The following is a 16,590-nucleotide window of genomic DNA, read 5'->3' as shown; positions in this document are numbered from 1 at the left end:
ACAAAAAGGCCGGCGCGAGGCCGGCCTTTCGTGACGATGTGCGTCGGTGGCGAAGATCAGTACTTCGCGACGATCGGGCCGCCAAAGTGATAGTTCACGCCGACCTGCACGGTGTGGAAGTTGAGCGTGCCGGTGGGCAGGGCGCCCGAGAAGTAGGTCTCGTCGCCGAGGCTGCGATAGAGGTACTCGCCCTTGACCGACCACTGCGGCGCGAAGAACGCTTCGACGCCCGCGCCGACGGTCCAGCCGGAGTGGAACTTGCTGTCCGAGACGGACACGCCGAGTGCGGAGAGGGTGATCTTGTTGTCGATCCAGGCGTAGCCGCCCGTGCCGTAGAACAGGACGTTGTTGACGGCGTAGCCGATGCGGCCGCGCACGGTGCCCATCGCGTCGGTCTTCGAGCTCACGGTCGCGGTCGCAACGCCGAAGCCGGGGACAACGGTCGCGCCGGTCGCCGAGGCGCTGACGTCAGCCCAGGTGCCATCGGCTTCGACACCGAACACGACGTTGCCGGTCTGCCAGTTGTAGCCGGCGGTGCCGCCGACGAAGCCACCCTTCATCTTCGGGTCGCCCGAGCCGTTTTCCCAGGCGCCGCCACCGACGATACCGAGGTAGAAGCCGGTCCAGTTGTAGACCGAGGCCACGGCCACCGGAGCCTTCGTGTACGGGCGAGCCGCGAGATCAGCAGCCGACGCGGGGGCCGCAAAAGCGAACAAACAGGCCGAAGCCAACAAAACCTTCTTCATTTTCAACCTAAATCCCAGTCCCAGTTTCTGTTGTGCCTTCCACGATCGGGAAGGGCATCGGACGCTGTGGTCCAACTGACGTCGTGCTTACACCAGCAAAGCCGCAAGTTGTGTCTCTCAAAAGCCACAACAGTCACAAAACGTAATGGTTGCTGACTTATAGCCGCCGGCATGTCGCACAAAAAAAGGCCGGCACGGGGCCGGCCTTCAATCTTCAAGTGATATCAAAGAGATATCAGTACTTCGCGATGACCGGGCCACCCCAGCGATAGTTCACGCGGACCAGGCCGATATCGACGTCCTGACCGATGCGTTCCGAGCGTGTGAAAGCGCCGGCCGGAGCCACAATGAAGTTGCCGGAGCCGGCGAAGCCGATGGTGCGATTGCCCATGAAGATGTGATCGTACTCGACGCCGACCGTCCAGTTTGGCGCGAATCCGAACTCGAGGCCGGCACCCACGGTGCCGCCCCAGCGGGTCTCGTTGGCCCGATCGAATTCGAGGCCGGTGATGACATCGTAGCCGCGGTAGCGATCGCTGACGACGGCGCCGCCGCCCTTCACGTAGAACAGCACGTTATTCCAGGCATAGCCGACTTGGCCTGTGAACAAACCGAACGCGTTGATCTTGGAGCGGTCGCGAAGACCCGTGCCGATGAACGTCGTGCTGACGTTGTCTCCGGAGAAGTCGGCCCAGTTGCCCTGGCCTTCGAGCCCGAACACCCAGTTGGCCGACTGCCAGCGATAGCCGACCTGGCCGCCGACCGTGCCTCCGGTCGCGTTGTGACAACCTTCGCCAATCAGAACGCCGGTGACGGGAGTTACAAAATCCCAGCATTTGTGGGCCGAGCCGCCGCCGCCGTTGATGCCGATGTAGAAGCCGCTCCAGTCGTAGATGGCCGCGACCATTGGCGGCGGAGCCTTCGTGTAGGGACGCGCCGCCAGATCCGCCGCGCTTGCAGGAGCCGACAGGCTCAACGCCACTGCACCGATTGCACCAATCAAAATCTTATTCATTGCAGTCTCCCCAATTTCCGCCGCTTCTTGAAATCCCCGAAGCGGCCAAGCAGGCGCGACGCCCATATGAAATCAATTCCGAGGCAAACGTAGCCTAACGGGTGGGCAGAGTCCGTCGCCGAAATACAACAGTCGCGCGATAAGTGCGGCGTATGTAACTTAATGAATGTTAAGTGCTTTTCGTCGTTCACGGGAACCTGAAAAGGTTCCATCCGGCGCCGGCCATTTGAGCAGTACGCGGGCACCGCCCGGGCCATACATTTCGCACTCGCTCGAACAGGAACAAATCTGGAACGAGCCGACGGCCGATGCTATATGTGGGGATAACCTGAGGGCTGGTGGGCTGATCGGTCCGCGCAAGCGTATAGGGTCGCCTCAATAGGTTGCAGAGGACCGCGGGGCGCGGTCGGGCCTTATCAATTCAGTGGCATTCGGAGTGGAGAGCGGCGATGGCGGGAAGCGTCAACAAGGTCATTCTGGTTGGAAATCTCGGCAAGGATCCTGAAATCCGCCGTACCCAGGACGGGCGGCCGATCGCGAATTTGAGCATCGCGACCTCGGAGACCTGGCGCGACAAGAACAGCGGCGAGCGCAAGGAAAAGACCGAGTGGCATCGCGTGGTGATCTTCAATGAAGGCCTCTGCAAGGTCGCCGAGCAGTACCTGAAGAAGGGCGCCAAGGTTTATATCGAGGGCGCGCTCCAGACCCGCAAATGGACCGACCAGAGCGGCGTTGAGAAGTACTCCACCGAAGTCGTGCTCCAGGGGTTCAACTCGACGCTGACGATGCTCGACGGCCGCGGCGGCGGGGGAGGCGGCAGCTTCGGCGAGGAGCCGGGCGGCGATTTCGGCTCCTCCGGTCCCGTCAGCAGCGCGCCGCGCCGCGCCGTCGCCGCCGGTGGCGGTGGCCGCAACAGCGACATGGACGACGACATCCCGTTCTGAGGCGGGCGGGCGCTTCGCCCCGAATGTTGTCGTGCTCGCGTAGAGCCGCAGGAATTCTTACCAATTGGCGGGCAGGGCTCGGTTTTTCCGAGCTTGCCTCATGTGCTGCTTCAAGCCTTTGACGGAGCATCATGTGAATGGTATTAACTTGATGTTAATCCTATTCACATGGGTCACCCGCCGATCGGAGGAAGCCCCGCATGAGCCTCGCGCCGCTGCTTACGGCTGCTCCGGCGATCCCGCTGCATGCCTTTGCCGCCATGGCCGCCTTCGTGCTCGGCCTGGTCCAGTTTGCCGCTCCCAAAGGCACGCTGCCACACCGGACGATCGGCTGGATCTGGGTGGTGCTGATGGTGGTCGTGGCCGCCTCCTCGTTCTGGATCCACCAGAGCCGCCTGATCGGGCCGTTCAGCCCGATCCATGTCCTGTCGATCTTCACGCTGGTGGTGCTGCCGCTCGCGGTATGGCGGGCGCACGCCCATCGCGTCGCCGATCACCGGCTGATGATGATCTTCATCTTCGCCGGCGCGCTGGTGGTGGCGGGCCTGTTTACACTGCTGCCCGGGCGCATCATGCACCGCGTGGTTTTCGGGGCCTAAGGGGCGGTTTCGGGCGGCTCGTCCGGGCCCCGCCCAGGGCGGTGCCGGGGAGGGCGTAAGTCTCTGGAAAAACAGTCGGAAAAAGCGCTTCCTTTACCCCGGCAAGGGTGGTTATCAGGGGCTCGATGCGCTATATGATTCCCAGATAAACCTCACCGGATTTCCCCTTGGCTGACGACGACGACAAGCCCGGCGACCAGCCGGCGCAACCCTCGGATATTCGCCCCGTCTCCATCTTCGAGGAGATGAAGAAGTCCTATCTCGACTACGCCATGAGCGTGATCGTGGCGCGGGCGCTGCCCGATGCGCGCGACGGTCTGAAGCCGGTGCATCGCCGCATCCTGTACTCGATGAACGAGCAGGGGCACACACCCGACAAGAAATACGTCAAGTCCGCCCGCGTGGTCGGTGACGTCATCGGTAAGTATCATCCGCACGGCGACCAGTCGATCTACGACGCCATGGTCCGCATGGCGCAGGACTTCTCGATGCGCGTGCCGCTGATCGACGGCCAGGGCAATTTCGGCTCGGTCGACGGCGATCCCCCGGCCGCCTATCGCTACACCGAAGCGCGCCTGACGAAGGCGGCGCTGGCTCTGCTGGCCGACATCGACAAGGATACCGTCGACTTCCAGCCGAACTACGACAACAACGAGACCGAGCCGTCGGTCCTGCCGGCCAAGTTCCCGAACCTTCTCGTCAACGGCGCCGGCGGCATCGCGGTCGGCATGGCGACCAACATCCCGCCGCACAATCTCGGCGAGGTCATCGACGCTTGCGTCGCGCTGATCGACAACCCTGCGCTCACCATCGACGAGCTCATCAACATCGTGCCGGGACCTGATTTCCCGACCGGCGGCGTCATTCTCGGACGCGCGGGCATCCGCGCCGCCTATCATCTCGGCCGCGGCTCGATCGTCATGCGCGGCAAGGTCGCGATCGAGACCATCCGCAAGGAGCGCGAGGCGCTCATCATCACCGAGATCCCCTACCAGGTGAACAAGGCGACGATGGTCGAGCGCATCGCCGAGCTGGTCAAGGAAAAGAAGATCGAGGGCATCGGCGACCTGCGCGATGAATCCGACCGCGACGGCTACCGCGTCGTCATCGAATTGAAGCGCGACGCCGTGGCGGACGTGGTGCTGAATCAGCTCTACAGATTCACGCCGCTGCAGACGAGCTTCGGCGTCAACATGGTGGCGCTCGACAGCGGCCGTCCGCGGATCATGCATCTGAAGGACCTGCTGGCCATCTTCGTCGACTTCCGTGAGCGGGTCGTCACGCGGCGCACCAAGTTCCTGCTCGCCAAGGCGCGTGATCGCGCGCATATCCTGGTTGGTCTCGCGATCGCGGTCGCCAACATCGACGAGATGATCCGCGTCATCCGGACCTCGCCCGACCCGACCACCGCCCGCGACACCCTGATGTCGCGCGACTGGCCGGCCCGGGACGTCGAGGACATGCTGACGCTGATCGACGATCCGCGTCACCGCATCAGCCCGGACGGCACGATCCGGCTGTCGATGGAACAGGCGAGGGCGATTCTCGACCTGCGCCTGCAACGCCTCACCGCGCTCGGCCGCGACGAAATCCGCGACGAGCTCGACAAGCTCGCCGGCGAGATTGCCGATTATCTCGACATCCTGCGCTCGCGCGAGCGCGTGCTGGGCATCATCAAGACCGAGCTCGCCGAGGTGAAGGCCGAGTTCGCCACCCCGCGCCGCACCGTGATCATGGAGCAGGAGGGCGAGGTCGAGGACGAGGACCTGATTCAGCGCGAGGACATGGTCGTCACCGTCTCGCACGCCGGCTATGTCAAGCGGGTGCCGCTGTCGGCCTACCGGGCGCAGCGCCGCGGCGGCAAGGGCCGCGCCGGCATGCAGACCCGCGACGAGGATTTTGTCTCGCGCCTGTTCGTCGCCTCCACGCACACGCCGGTGCTGTTCTTCTCGTCACGCGGCCAGGTCTACAAGGAGAAGGTCTGGCGCCTGCCCATGGCCGCGCCGAACGCGCGCGGCAAGGCGCTGATCAACATCCTGCCGCTGGAGCAGGGCGAGCGCATCACCACCATCATGCCGCTGCCCGAGGATGAATCGACCTGGGGCAACCTCGACGTGATGTTCGCGACCACCGGCGGCAACGTCCGGCGCAACAAGCTGTCCGACTTCGTCGATGTCCGCCGCTCCGGCATCATCGCCATGAAGCTCGACGAGAATGAAGCGATCGTCGACGTGCAGATCTGCACCGAGCGCGATGACGTGCTGCTCACCGGCGCCGGCGGCCAGTGCATCCGCTTCCCCGTCACCGATGTGCGCGTGTTCACCGGGCGTACTTCGATGGGCGTGCGCGGCATTGCGCTTGGTGAGGGCGACAAGGTGATCTCGCTCGCGATCCTGCGCCACGTCGAGACCACGTCCGACGAACGCTCGGCCTATTTGAAGATGCGCCGCGCGGTGGCCGGCGAAGCCACGACCGAGGAGCCGGCAGCGGACGCCGAAGCCGAGGAGACTTCCGGCAGCTTCCAGCTCGCCCAGGAACGCTATGTCGAGATGTCGGCGGCCGAGCAGGTCGTGCTCACCGTCTCCGTCAACGGCTATGGCAAGCGGACCTCGTCCTACGAGTACCGCACCACCGGCCGCGGCGGCAAAGGCATCGTCGCCATGAGCGTCAACAACCGCAACGGCAATCTGGTTGCGTCCTTCCCGGTGGAAGACGCGGATCAAATCATGCTGGTCACCGACAAGGGCCAGCTGATCCGCTGTCCGGTCGAAGGCATCCGCATCGCCGGCCGCTCGACCCAGGGCGTGATCGTGTTCGACACCGCCGAGGACGAGCACGTCGTCTCGGTCGAGCACATCACGGAAGAGGCCGAGAGCGGGAATGGCGCGAACGGGGAGTGACGCGTAGTCCGGATGGCGCAGGAGGTCGGTGCGAAGCGCCGACCGACGGCGCAATCCGGGACCTCTGTGCGCCTGGCAAGAATCCCGGATTACGCTTGCGCTCCATCCGGGCTACGAACTTCCCTAGATCTCCAGCTCCGTGCCGAACTCCACGACCTGCTTGGTCGGCACGCCGAAGAATGCGGCGGAGCGTTCGGCGTTGCGCTGGAGGAAGGCGAACAGGCCTTCGCGCCAGACCCACATGCCCGGGACGTCCTCGCGCGGGATGATGGTCTCGCGGCCGACGTAATAGGTGATGTCGGAGAGGTCGATGCCAGGCAGCTTGCCCTGCCGGCAGGTCAGCGTCAGCCCGTCATAGATCGTCGGGTTCTGCATGAAGCCGTAATGCAGGATCACGCGGGTGATGCCGGGAATGATCTCGATCACCTCCGCGCGTTCCTCGTCGGGAATGTGCGGGGATTCCTCGATCAGCACGGTGACCAGCAGCACGCGTTCGTGCAGCACGCGGTTGTGCTTGACGAACTGGGTCAGCGCGAGCGGCACGCCGCGCGGAGCGGACGCCAGGAACACGGCGGTCCCGGGCAGTCTGGCGCTGCACTTGTTGACGGCGGTCTCGATCAGGTCCTCCTCGGGCTGGCGCAGCTTCGCGCGCGCCGCCTCGACCAGCTTCACGCCGCTGCGCCACGTCAGCATCATGAAGGCGACGAGGGCTGCGAGCAGCAGCGGAAACCAGCCGCCCTCGAACAGCTTGATCGAATTGGCCGAGAAGAAGATCACGTCGATGACGAAGAAGGCGCCGTTCACGGCGACCACGAGCCAGGGCGAATAACCCCACTGGATCGCAACCAGCGCAGCCAGCAGCGTCGTGATCGCCATCAGCAGCGACACTGCGATGCCATAGGCGCCTGCGAGCGCGTCCGAGCTGCCGAAGCTCAGGACCGCCCCGAGCGTTGCGGCCGCGAGCAGCCAGTTCACCAGCGGCACATAGATCTGGCCGATCGCGTCGCTGGTGGTGTGGCGGATCTGCATGCGCGGCAAGAAGCCGAGCTGGATCGACTGCTGGGTCAGCGAGAACACGCCGGAGATGATCGCCTGGGAGGCGATCACGGTCGCGACCGCCGAGAAGGCGACCAGCGGATAGTGCAGGGCGTCGGGGCAGAGCTGAAAGAACGGGTTCTCGATCATCGCGGGATCGGTGATCAGCAGCGCGGCCTGGCCAAAATAGTTCAGCACCAGCGCGGGCAGGCAGATCGCGAACCAGGCGAGCCGGATCGGCAGGCGGCCGAAATGGCCCATGTCGGCATACATGGCTTCGCCCCCGGTGACCGCGAGGAAGGCTGCGCCGAGGATCGCGAAGGAGACGTGAAAATCCTGGTGGATCAGGAATTCGACGGCGTAGAGCGGGCTGAGCGCCGCCAGCACGGCCGGCGCCTTGACGATGCCGTGGATGCCGAACGCGGCGAGCACGGCGAACCAGGCCAGCATCACCGGTCCGAAGATGCGGCCGATGAAGCCGGTGCCCTGTTTCTGCATCATGAACAGGCCGACCAGGATGACGACGGTGACGGGCACGACGGCTGGCGCGAGCGAGGGCGCGTCCACCTTGAGGCCTTCGATGGCGCTCAGCACGGAGATCGCCGGCGTGATCGCGCCGTCACCGTAGAGCAGGGCGGCGCCGACGAGGCCGACCACCAGCAGATGCGAGCGCCAGGTGCCGGGCTGGGCGTTGCGGGCGTGGAGCAGGGCCAACAGGGCGACGATGCCGCCTTCGCCGCGGTTGTCCGCGCGCAGGATCAAGAGCGCATATTTCAGCGAGATGATCAGCAGCAGCGCCCAGAGGATCAGCGAGGCAACCCCCAGGACAGCGTCGGGGCTCACTGTCGCGCCGTGGGCGGCCGCCTTGGCGGCTTCCTTCAAGGCGTAGAGCGGGCTGGTGCCGATATCGCCATAGACCACCCCGAGGGCGCCCATGGTCATTGCAAGCGGCAGTGGATCAGGATGATGGCCGGAAGCGACTGCGGGCGTACTGGACAATGGCGACCCCTCGATGGGTTCGCGCCCGGCGGGGCATTCCGACGGGCGCGAGCATCACGCAGTCTGCGACGAGACGTCGCAAATATCCATGGGGTTTATCTTTGGGGTTTATCTTGTCGTCGATCTCGAAGGCTTACCTGACGCGAAGCTGACAGACCGGGCTACGGGGTGCGGTCGGCCGTCACGAGGCGAGCGACGCGGACGTCGGCCTTGGTGCCGGCACGGCGCAGGCACGACGCCTCAAAGTTCGGCCAGGCTTGCTGCGAGCAGTCGCGGCCGATGCTGCGGATATCGAGCCGGTCGCTCTTGGCCAGCGGCTGCGGCACGCTGGCTTCGACGGTCGGGGCAAAGCCGGGCAGGAGGGTGAGGGCCGCGGCAACACACGCAGAGATAGCGATCGCTGAAAGAGCCTTGATCATTGACTGTCCCCTGTGATGCGGCCGCCTACGCCCAGTGTGCGGCCCGTCATTCGTTGGCTGGATTAGTAACCATGGCCAGTTTCCGGACGTCTTCGCGGACGCGGGAAATGGTTTCGTTCGCGCTCCGTTTTGTTTCGTGGCCGTCCCGAGGACGAAACAAAGCGGCCGTCGCCGACACGAAGGGGAGACATTTTCCGGGAAACGGCGGGGAACCAGCCCGGCTTGCCGGGCCGGGCCGGGCGCGGTAGGACGGGGCCATGCCGCGCATTGCCTTCTACCCAGGTTCCTTCGACCCCATCACCAACGGCCATCTGGACGTGGTCCGGCATGCCGTTCCGCTGTGCGACCGGCTGGTGGTCGCGATCGGCGTCCATCCCGGCAAGAAGCCGCTGTTCTCCACCGAGGAGCGTCTGAAGATGCTCGAGGACGTCTGCGGGCCGGTGGCAACCCAGGCCGGCTGTGTGCTCGAAGCCGTGACGTTTGACGATCTGTCGGTGACCGCCGCGCGCAAGCACGGCGCGACCATCATGATTCGCGGTCTGCGCGACGGCACCGACCTCGACTACGAAATGCAGCTTGCCGGGATGAACGAGGCCATGGCGCCGGAGGTCCATACGGTGTTTCTGCCGGCCTCTCCCATGGTCCGCCCGATCACCGCCACTTTGGTGCGCCAGATCGCGGGCATGGGCGGAGATGTTTCGACCTTCGTGCCGCCGCTCGTAGCCAGTCTGCTCAAGGCCAAATTCGCCGGATAACGGCGCGCTTCTTCATCTCACCTGATCCGGAGTTTTCATGATCCGTCGTCTCGCAATTCTTGCCACGATCTTTGCCGCGCTCGTTGGCGCGGTCCCGGCGGGCGCACAGACCCTGCCGGCCGGCCTCGACAAGGCCAACGCGATCGTCATCGACACCACCAAGGGCCGCATCGTCATCAAGCTCAGGACCGATCTTGCGCCCCAGCACGCCGAGCGCATCAAGCAGCTCGCGCGCGAGGGCTTCTACAACAACGTGCCGTTCCACCGCGTCATGGACGGCTTCATGGCGCAGACCGGCGACGGCCAGAACTTCAACGGCACGGGCGGCTCGAAATATCCGAACCTGAAGCAGGAATTCTCCAAGGTGCACTTCGCACGCGGCATCGTCGGCATGGCCCGGCGCGGCGACAGCGTCGACACCGCCAACTCGCAGTTCTTCATCATGTTCGCCGACGGTGGCAGCCTCGACAACAATTACACCGTGATCGGCGAGGTCGTGCAGGGCATGGACGTGGTCGACAAGCTGAAGAAGGCACCGCCCGGTTCGCCGAGCGGCACCGTCACCGATCCCGACAAGATGGTGAAGGTGCAGGTCGCCTCCGACATCAAATAATGGGAGAAGGCGATGGCGCGCTGCGGCAACAGGCTTCTGCTGGCTGCCGCAGTGCTGCTTGTCGGCATCTCCGGCGCGGCCGCCGAGGACGCGCAGGTCAACACCATCCAGGACGTCTTCCGGCATCTGCGCACCTGCTGGAAACCACCTCCGGCCGCCAAGGCTCGCCCTATCGACATCACCGTCGTCGTGAGCTTTAACCGGTCCGGAAACATTTTGGGCCATCCGAGGATTACCTATGAATCCGCGGATGCCTCCGACGATGACCGGCTGCAATACCGGATCGCGGTGATGGAGGCGTTGCAACGCTGCACGCCGATGCCATTTACCGATGCAATGGCCGGCGCCGCCGCGGGGCGTCCATTCGCGATCCAGTTCCGCAGCCGGAAGACTTCACCTCCAACGCAAGAGAGACGAGCATGAGCGTCACCGAAAACACATTGATCCTCGAGACCACACAGGGCCCCGTCACCATCGAGATGCGGCCCGACCTCGCACCCGGCCATGTCGCGCGCATCAAGGAGCTGGTCCGCGAAGGCTTTTACGACGGCATCGTGTTCCACCGCGTGATCGAGGGCTTCATGGCCCAGACCGGCTGCCCGCAGGGCACCGGCACCGGCGGCTCCGGCAAGAAGCTGAAGGCCGAGTTCAACAAGGAGCCGCATGTGCGCGGCACCACCTCGATGGCGCGCGCAGCGAGCCCCGATTCCGGCGACAGCCAGTTCTTCATCTGCTTCGACGACGCCCGCTTCCTCGACAACCAGTACACGGTGTGGGGCAAGGTCACCGAGGGCATGGAGAACGTCGACAAGATCAAGCGCGGCGAGCCGGTGCAGAACCCGGACAAGATCGTCAAGGCGCGCATGGCCGCGGACGCGGAATGACCGCGTAGCGGTCATTCCGGGGCGCGCGTTAGCGCGAACCCGGAATCTCGAGATTCCGGGTTCGATGCTGCGCATCGCCCCGGAATGACACGAACTAAGGCGCAACGGCGCTCATGCGCACCGACCTCTTCGATTTCGACCTGCCCGCCGAGCGCATCGCCTTGCGCCCGGCGAGCCCGCGCGACTCCGCCAAGATGCTGGTCGTGGAGCGCGCCGCGCTGCGCGACCAGATCGTTTCCGAGCTGCCGCAATGGCTGAAGCGCGGCGACCAGCTCGTCGTCAACGACACCAAGGTGATCGCGGCGCAGCTCAAGGGCCGCCGCATCGGCCGCGAGACCGAGCCGAAGATCGAGGCGACGCTGATCAAGCGGCTCGACGGCTCGCGCTGGCAGGCGCTGGTGAAGCCCGCCAAGAAGCTCATTGCCGGCGATCGCATCCGCTTCGGCAACGAGGGCAAGGTCTGCCTGCTCGGCCATCTCGATGCCGAGGTCGAGGCCAAGGGCAGCGAAGGCGAGGTGACGCTGTCGTTCTCGTTCCACGGCCCGGCGCTGGACCAGGCGATCGCCGATCTCGGCAGCCCGCCGCTGCCGCCCTACATCGCCTCCAAGCGCACGCCTGACGATCAGGACCTCACCGACTACCAGACGATGTTCGCGGCCAACGAGGGCGCGGTCGCAGCGCCCACCGCAGGGCTGCATTTCACGCCCGCGCTGGAGCAGGCGCTGCGCGAGCGCGGCATCGGCCTCAACCGCGTCACGCTGCATGTCGGGGCAGGGACGTTCCTGCCGGTGAAGGTAGAAGACACCGCAGGCCACAAGATGCATGCCGAGTGGGGCACGATCTCGGCCGAGACGGCGGAGCGACTGAACATTGCGCGGCACAACGGCGGGCGCATCATCGCGGTCGGCACCACGTCGCTGCGGCTGCTTGAAAGCGCCGCGCGCGAGGACGGCACCATCCAGCCGTTTGCGGCCGAGACGTCGATCTTCATCACGCCCGGCTATCGCTTCCGCGCCGTCGATATCCTGCTGACCAATTTCCACTTGCCGAGGTCGACGCTGTTCATGCTGGTGTCGGCATTCTCGGGGCTGGAGACGATGCGGCGGGCCTATGCGCACGCGATTGCGCAGGGCTATCGGTTCTATTCGTACGGCGACGCCTGCCTGCTGTTTCGCGCAGGGGGGACCGAAGTCCACGACCCGTCGCCGCCGTAGCGCGGGCAAAGCGAGGCGCGCCCACCGCTTCCGCAATGATTTCCGAAGGTTGGCCGGCAGGGCGTCTGCGCACCGTTTCCCCCGGAATCTCGATCCATCTTTGCTGTTTCGCAAGCAATTGAGCCTACCGTCATGCCGTTTGATGAGCGGTGGAGACGCCTGCCCGCCTGATGCGGACGTCTTGCTGCGCGGGGAGGGCCCGCCAATCGACGGCGTCGATCAGTTGAGGAACCGTAAACTTGCTGGCTCCGGCAGCGCGCACCGAAACGGCCCTGCTCACGGAACGAACCTTCGTTGCGCTTGACGGATTGCGCGGCGTCGCGGCGATCATGGTTGCGCTGCGACATGCTCCTTTCCTCTGGGAAGGCCCGGCTGCGTCGACCGGGTGGATGGGGAATAGCTACCTGGCTGTCGACCTGTTCTTCGTTCTGTCGGGCTTCGTGCTGGAGCACGCCTATCGAAGACGCTTCCGCCAGGGATTGTCGGTTCGCTCCTTCATGCTCGCGAGACTCCAGCGGCTATACCCGTTGTACGCCCTGGCATTCATCCTCTCATTGCCGTTTCTCCTCGGGCAGCTTGCCGCTGGAGCGCCGGACCGGGCGCAAACGATCCTCGGCCTCCTTTGCAGCGCGCTGATGCTGCCGACCCCTAATCCCGCCCATCTCGATGCCGATCTGTACCCGTTCAACTTCGCCGCCTGGTCGCTGTTCTTTGAAGTTGCGGCAAATCTGCTATTTGCGGCTCTCGGAAAGCGGCTCGATACGAAATCCGTGATCTGGCTCGTCGGCGGCTTCGCGCTCGCGCTCGTGGTCTGCGCCACGATGGGGTGGCTTGGGTTCGGCATCGAATCCGACAAGCGAGGTGTCCTGGGGGGCGGACCGACCTGGGAAACTTTCGGCGCCGGCGTGATCCGGGTCGGGTTCTCGTTCTTTGCGGGCGTCCTGGTCTACCGCTTCTACGAAACGGCCCGATTGCCGGCGGCACGCCCCGGATTCGCGATCAGCGCGTTTGCTCTCGTCACCGCCATCCTTGCGCTGGATTTTCCGAGTAGTCTCGATCTCGCGCTGAGCCTATTCTCCGTCATCGTCGTATTTCCGCTGGCCATCACGATCTGCGCGCGTTTCGATCCGCCGCGGGGCGCATTGGCAAGCACGATGCAGACCCTCGGACTGCTTTCCTACGGGATCTATGTTCTCCAGGTCGTGATGTTCCACGCCGTGGAGGCCTGCGCGCAGCATCTTGAGGTTCAATCCGCCCTTGTCGGGCTTGTCGCAATACCGGTTGTTGCAGCGGCGGCGTACGCGGCCACCGTCTTCGTCGATGTTCCTGTCAGGCTTACGATGAAACAGGCGTTGAAGGGGCTGGCGTAAGAGATGCGAGACAGGCGGACGCTTGACGCCGCCTGTCCCGCTGGTCGGCTTACGCCATCACCCGCTGCGGCAGGAGCTCGGCGATCTGCACCGCGTTCAGCGCGGCACCCTTGAGCAGCTGATCCGCCGCGACGAACATCGAGACCGAATGCCCCGTGGGATCGCTGAGATCCTTGCGGATTCGGCCGACCAGGACGTCATCCTGGCCCGAGGCGTTGATCGGCATCGGGAAGTGGTTCTTCACGCGGTCGTCGACGATCTTCACGCCGGGCGCCTGCGCCATGATGGCGCGGACCTGGTCCTCGCTGATCGGCTTCTCGCATTCGAACGTGATGGCCTCGCAATGGGCGCGCAGCACCGGCACGCGGACGCAGGTGACGCCGACGGCGATGGTCTCGTCCTCGAAGATCTTGCGGGTCTCCTTGATGACCTTGGTCTCTTCGTCGTTGTAGCCGGTCTCAGGGTCAACCGCGGTGTTGTGGTTGAACAGATTGAAGGCGTAGGGGTGCGGCATCACCTTGGGCGTATATACCTGCCCGTTGAGATTGGCGCGGGTCGACTCGACGAGCTCCTCCATGGCGGCGGCGCCGGCGCCGGAGGCCGCCTGGTAGGTCGAGATGATCACGCGCTTGATACGGTTCTTCTGGTGGATCGGCCAGAGCGGCACCAGCGCGGTGATCGCGGCGCAGTTCGGGTTGGCGATGATGCCCTTGTGGTCGCGGATGCGGTTCGCGTTGATCTCGGGGATCACCAGCGGCACGTTCGGATCCATCCGGAAGGCGGAGGAGTTGTCGACCACGACCGCGCCGGCCTTGACCGCGAGCGGCGCGAACTTCTTGGAGATGCTGCCGCCGGCCGAGAACAGGGCGATATCGACACCCTCGAAGGCGCGCTCGGTCAGTTCCTCGATGACCACGTTTTGCCCGCGGAACGACACCGTCTTGCCGGCCGAGCGGGCGCTGGCCAGCGCCTTGAGCTTGCCGACGCGGAAACCACGCTTGTCCATGGTGGCGATGAATTCGGCGCCCACCGCACCGGTGACGCCGACAATCGCGACGACGGGATCGTTACTCACATTCTCCTCCATTCAAGTTGAGCATGATCTCGTCGGAAAACCGGATTCCACTTTTCCGGATCATGCTGTGAGCTTTAGACAACAAAAAAGCCCCGGACCATCGAGGGCGGGGCTTCGGTAGAGCTGATGCGTTTCAGTCGACGACTACGCGCGCACGCCTCCCCGGGCCCCGAAGGCCGTGGTGGTTTTGGTCGTGCGTTTGGTGGTCGTGAACATGGCGGCGACTTATGGGGGAGAGTCTTGCGTCCGTCAATGGCCTTTCGGCGGGATTGTGGCCGCCGGCCGGGAGCCGTCTCTACTTCGTCCGGGCGCCCGGCGGCTCGAGGATGACCTCCTTGAGGTCGTCGCCGCTGATCACGACGATCGCGAAATTGAGCCGGCCACGTTCGCGCACGAGGCCGCCGCTGATCGCCTTGCCGGACGCGGCCTGCTCCGCGACGCGCACCGCATCCGCAAGGCGGTGCCGGATGGCGCCGAGTGCAGCGAGGTTGCTGCGATCGTCGCGGTCGAGCTCGGCGAGGGGCAGGGCGGCCTCTCCGCCGACGAACTCGCCGGTCGCGGCATTGATGGTGTGGCGCCAGATCCGGTCGTTGTGCAGCGTCTTCACCCGGTAGACCGGCACGCCGGAGGCGCCGTCGAAACTCACGTCCGCCGTGGTGGCGCCGGCGTGGCGGGACTCTGCGAGAGCCATGGCCTGGCTGATCGAGATCGACGAACCGCGGAAGCGCTCGATCTCGCGGCTGACCGCTTGGCGATCCGCCTCAGCGTCACCATCTGTGTCGCTGTGAAGCGCGGTCGGTGTGCCTGCGGTCACGATTGCCCGCGCGGGCGCTGCGAGGAGCAGCGCGGGCAGGGCGATCGCAAGCAGTCGTGAGGTCCATCGTTTGGCTGTCGTCATGCTCGAAACCCTCGGCCAGCGAGTGTGCCGGATGATCGTAAAGAATTCGCGGCCAGCCTTGGGCATCGGCCGGCCGCGGAGCGCCGCGGCGAGCTGTACCCGCCGCGGCGATCGAAGCGGTACGGACCTCTTTTGGGGCTGGTGAAAAAAGCGGCCCGTACCGACTTAACTAAACCATACCGTATCGTTTTATTTTGGTCAATGGCGAGGGCGTGTTCCCCCAGGGGATAGATCGCAACCTCACGAAATTGTCAGCGGGATGGGCGTCGCCGCGGCGTGCCCTTGGTGGCGTCCTGGACGCGGTCGGCCGGACCCAGCGCGCCGGCCAGGAACAGCTTGATCGCGGTACGCATCCGCTTTTCCGCGGACTTCAACTCCAGTGCCGTTCCGAATGTCGCCATGCGGTGGGTATGACCGACGACGACGTCGAGAAACACTTCCGCTGCGATGGTGGTGTCGTCGAGGTCGAGCGCGCCTTGCGCCACCAGATGGTCGAAGAAGCGTGCCGTCGTGGCGACAGCCTTGAGCCAGCCTTCCTCCATGCCGAGCTTGGCGACATCGGGGAAGTTGATGGCCTGTGACGTCATCATGCGGCTGAAGGCGACGGCATCGGGCCCGCAGGTGAAGCTGAGCATCTCGCGCCCGATCTCGACCAGCCGCTGCTCGACAGGGATGTCCGAGGCGCTGCTGAGCTGCGTCTCGGCGGCCGCCGACAGCGGCGCCAGCCAGCGCGCGATCTCGCGCCTCAGCACGGCGGCAAACAGGCCGCGCTTGTCGCCGTAACGGGAATAGACGGTCGGCTTGCTCACCCGTGCCGCTTCCGCAACCGCATCGAGCGAGGTGGCGTCGAAGCCGCGATCCAGGAACAGGCGGGTGGCGACCTCGATCAGCCGCTGATCGCGCTCGATCGCGGCGGTCTTCGTCGGCCGGCCGCCGCGTGATTTCGGCACCTCGCGCCGTGCTGCTGCCGGTCTTGTCTTTGTCGCAGTCAATCCCATGCCCAATGATTCCTGCGCGGTCGTCACTGCCTCTATAACGCGCAGCAACCGGGGCGTCATCGCGAATCTGGCCGAATTGGCCTTATCGTCAACGGTCTCGATACGACCTCGTTCCGGCACCGGGGT

Annotated in this window: 16 protein-coding genes; 9 read left to right on the top strand and 7 right to left on the bottom strand. The window is 64.9% G+C overall.

Going from position 1 to position 16,590, the window contains the following annotated elements:
• Positions 1–56 precede the first annotated feature (56 nt).
• Positions 57–746, bottom strand: a complete 690-nt coding sequence (locus ACE10W_RS20760; protein ID WP_375761857.1) for an outer membrane protein — start codon at positions 744–746, stop codon at positions 57–59.
• Positions 747–981: 235 nt separating this feature from the next.
• Positions 982–1,761 (bottom strand): outer membrane protein, encoded by a 780-nt coding sequence (locus ACE10W_RS20755; RefSeq protein ID WP_028171880.1) that lies wholly within the window; start codon positions 1,759–1,761, stop codon positions 982–984.
• A gap of 449 nt (positions 1,762–2,210) precedes the next feature.
• Here ACE10W_RS20755 and ACE10W_RS20750 point away from each other — a divergent pair, with 449 nt between their 5' ends.
• The 3 genes from ACE10W_RS20750 (at position 2,211) to gyrA (ending at position 6,204) form a co-directional block, all read left to right on the top strand.
• Positions 2,211–2,705 (top strand): single-stranded DNA-binding protein, encoded by a 495-nt coding sequence (locus ACE10W_RS20750; protein WP_011087466.1) that lies wholly within the window; start codon positions 2,211–2,213, stop codon positions 2,703–2,705.
• Between the two features lie 200 nt (positions 2,706–2,905).
• Entirely contained in the window at positions 2,906–3,304 is a 399-nt protein-coding gene (locus tag ACE10W_RS20745; protein ID WP_038967458.1) for a DUF2306 domain-containing protein, read from the top strand.
• A 167-nt stretch (positions 3,305–3,471) separates the two neighbouring features.
• Positions 3,472–6,204 carry a DNA gyrase subunit A gene (gyrA, locus tag ACE10W_RS20740; RefSeq protein WP_375761856.1) on the top strand — a complete coding sequence of 911 codons (2,733 nt, stop codon included), beginning with the start codon at positions 3,472–3,474 and terminating at the stop codon, positions 6,202–6,204.
• A gap of 123 nt (positions 6,205–6,327) precedes the next feature.
• On the opposite strand, the gene ACE10W_RS20735 is transcribed toward gyrA, so the two are convergent.
• Positions 6,328–8,181: a potassium transporter Kup gene (locus tag ACE10W_RS20735; protein WP_375762766.1), complete on the bottom strand. Its 1,854-nt coding sequence runs from the start codon at positions 8,179–8,181 to the stop codon at positions 6,328–6,330.
• A 218-nt stretch (positions 8,182–8,399) separates the two neighbouring features.
• Positions 8,400–8,657 carry a hypothetical protein gene (locus ACE10W_RS20730; protein WP_008131028.1) on the bottom strand — a complete coding sequence of 86 codons (258 nt, stop codon included), beginning with the start codon at positions 8,655–8,657 and terminating at the stop codon, positions 8,400–8,402.
• Positions 8,658–8,914: 257 nt separating this feature from the next.
• Here ACE10W_RS20730 and coaD point away from each other — a divergent pair, with 257 nt between their 5' ends.
• From coaD to ACE10W_RS20700, 6 genes are all read left to right on the top strand, one after another.
• Positions 8,915–9,412, top strand: coding sequence for a pantetheine-phosphate adenylyltransferase (coaD, locus tag ACE10W_RS20725; protein ID WP_028171883.1), 498 nt, complete (start codon positions 8,915–8,917; stop codon positions 9,410–9,412).
• 37 nt (positions 9,413–9,449) lie between these two features.
• Complete coding sequence (locus ACE10W_RS20720; protein ID WP_375761855.1) at positions 9,450–10,025, top strand: peptidylprolyl isomerase; 576 nt, start codon at positions 9,450–9,452, stop codon at positions 10,023–10,025.
• Between the two features lie 12 nt (positions 10,026–10,037).
• A complete protein-coding gene (locus ACE10W_RS20715; RefSeq protein ID WP_304565010.1) occupies positions 10,038–10,448 on the top strand; it encodes a hypothetical protein in 411 nt (136 codons plus the stop codon).
• Positions 10,445–10,909: a peptidylprolyl isomerase gene (locus ACE10W_RS20710; protein WP_011087459.1), complete on the top strand. Its 465-nt coding sequence runs from the start codon at positions 10,445–10,447 to the stop codon at positions 10,907–10,909. The genes ACE10W_RS20715 and ACE10W_RS20710 overlap by 4 nt, the downstream gene beginning before the upstream one ends.
• 113 nt (positions 10,910–11,022) lie before the next feature.
• Positions 11,023–12,123 carry a tRNA preQ1(34) S-adenosylmethionine ribosyltransferase-isomerase QueA gene (queA, locus tag ACE10W_RS20705; RefSeq protein ID WP_375761854.1) on the top strand — a complete coding sequence of 367 codons (1,101 nt, stop codon included), beginning with the start codon at positions 11,023–11,025 and terminating at the stop codon, positions 12,121–12,123.
• A 239-nt stretch (positions 12,124–12,362) separates the two neighbouring features.
• Positions 12,363–13,493, top strand: a complete 1,131-nt coding sequence (locus ACE10W_RS20700; protein ID WP_375761853.1) for an acyltransferase family protein — start codon at positions 12,363–12,365, stop codon at positions 13,491–13,493.
• Positions 13,494–13,542: 49 nt separating this feature from the next.
• Here ACE10W_RS20700 and ACE10W_RS20695 read toward each other — a convergent pair whose 3' ends face one another.
• The 3 genes from ACE10W_RS20695 to ACE10W_RS20685 form a co-directional block, all read right to left on the bottom strand.
• Positions 13,543–14,580: an aspartate-semialdehyde dehydrogenase gene (locus ACE10W_RS20695; RefSeq protein WP_375761852.1), complete on the bottom strand. Its 1,038-nt coding sequence runs from the start codon at positions 14,578–14,580 to the stop codon at positions 13,543–13,545.
• Positions 14,581–14,863: 283 nt separating this feature from the next.
• Entirely contained in the window at positions 14,864–15,466 is a 603-nt protein-coding gene (locus ACE10W_RS20690; protein WP_028171890.1) for a PepSY domain-containing protein, read from the bottom strand.
• A gap of 251 nt (positions 15,467–15,717) precedes the next feature.
• Positions 15,718–16,464: a TetR/AcrR family transcriptional regulator gene (locus tag ACE10W_RS20685; protein WP_060912132.1), complete on the bottom strand. Its 747-nt coding sequence runs from the start codon at positions 16,462–16,464 to the stop codon at positions 15,718–15,720.
• Positions 16,465–16,590: the final 126 nt, after the last annotated feature.

The organism is Bradyrhizobium sp. B025, assembly GCF_042257955.1.
Taxonomy (GTDB): domain Bacteria; phylum Pseudomonadota; class Alphaproteobacteria; order Rhizobiales; family Xanthobacteraceae; genus Bradyrhizobium; species Bradyrhizobium diazoefficiens.
This window is presented reverse-complemented; position numbering and strand designations above follow the sequence as displayed.

What these genes read in the sequence shown, in the direction of transcription:
- ACE10W_RS20760 (WP_375761857.1), bottom strand. Translation starts at nt 746, where the DNA reads ATGAAGAAGGTTTTGTTGGCTTCGGCCTGTTTGTTCGCTTTTGCGGCC.
- ACE10W_RS20755 (WP_028171880.1), bottom strand. Translation starts at nt 1,761, where the DNA reads ATGAATAAGATTTTGATTGGTGCAATCGGTGCAGTGGCGTTGAGCCTG.
- ACE10W_RS20750 (WP_011087466.1), top strand. Translation starts at nt 2,211, where the DNA reads ATGGCGGGAAGCGTCAACAAGGTCATTCTGGTTGGAAATCTCGGCAAG.
- ACE10W_RS20745 (WP_038967458.1), top strand. Translation starts at nt 2,906, where the DNA reads ATGAGCCTCGCGCCGCTGCTTACGGCTGCTCCGGCGATCCCGCTGCAT.
- ACE10W_RS20735 (WP_375762766.1), bottom strand. Translation starts at nt 8,181, where the DNA reads ATGACCATGGGCGCCCTCGGGGTGGTCTATGGCGATATCGGCACCAGC.
- ACE10W_RS20730 (WP_008131028.1), bottom strand. Translation starts at nt 8,657, where the DNA reads ATGATCAAGGCTCTTTCAGCGATCGCTATCTCTGCGTGTGTTGCCGCG.
- coaD (WP_028171883.1), top strand. Translation starts at nt 8,915, where the DNA reads ATGCCGCGCATTGCCTTCTACCCAGGTTCCTTCGACCCCATCACCAAC.
- ACE10W_RS20720 (WP_375761855.1), top strand. Translation starts at nt 9,450, where the DNA reads ATGATCCGTCGTCTCGCAATTCTTGCCACGATCTTTGCCGCGCTCGTT.
- ACE10W_RS20715 (WP_304565010.1), top strand. Translation starts at nt 10,038, where the DNA reads ATGGCGCGCTGCGGCAACAGGCTTCTGCTGGCTGCCGCAGTGCTGCTT.
- ACE10W_RS20710 (WP_011087459.1), top strand. Translation starts at nt 10,445, where the DNA reads ATGAGCGTCACCGAAAACACATTGATCCTCGAGACCACACAGGGCCCC.
- queA (WP_375761854.1), top strand. Translation starts at nt 11,023, where the DNA reads ATGCGCACCGACCTCTTCGATTTCGACCTGCCCGCCGAGCGCATCGCC.
- ACE10W_RS20695 (WP_375761852.1), bottom strand. Translation starts at nt 14,580, where the DNA reads ATGGAGGAGAATGTGAGTAACGATCCCGTCGTCGCGATTGTCGGCGTC.
- ACE10W_RS20690 (WP_028171890.1), bottom strand. Translation starts at nt 15,466, where the DNA reads ATGACGACAGCCAAACGATGGACCTCACGACTGCTTGCGATCGCCCTG.
- ACE10W_RS20685 (WP_060912132.1), bottom strand. Translation starts at nt 16,464, where the DNA reads ATGGGATTGACTGCGACAAAGACAAGACCGGCAGCAGCACGGCGCGAG.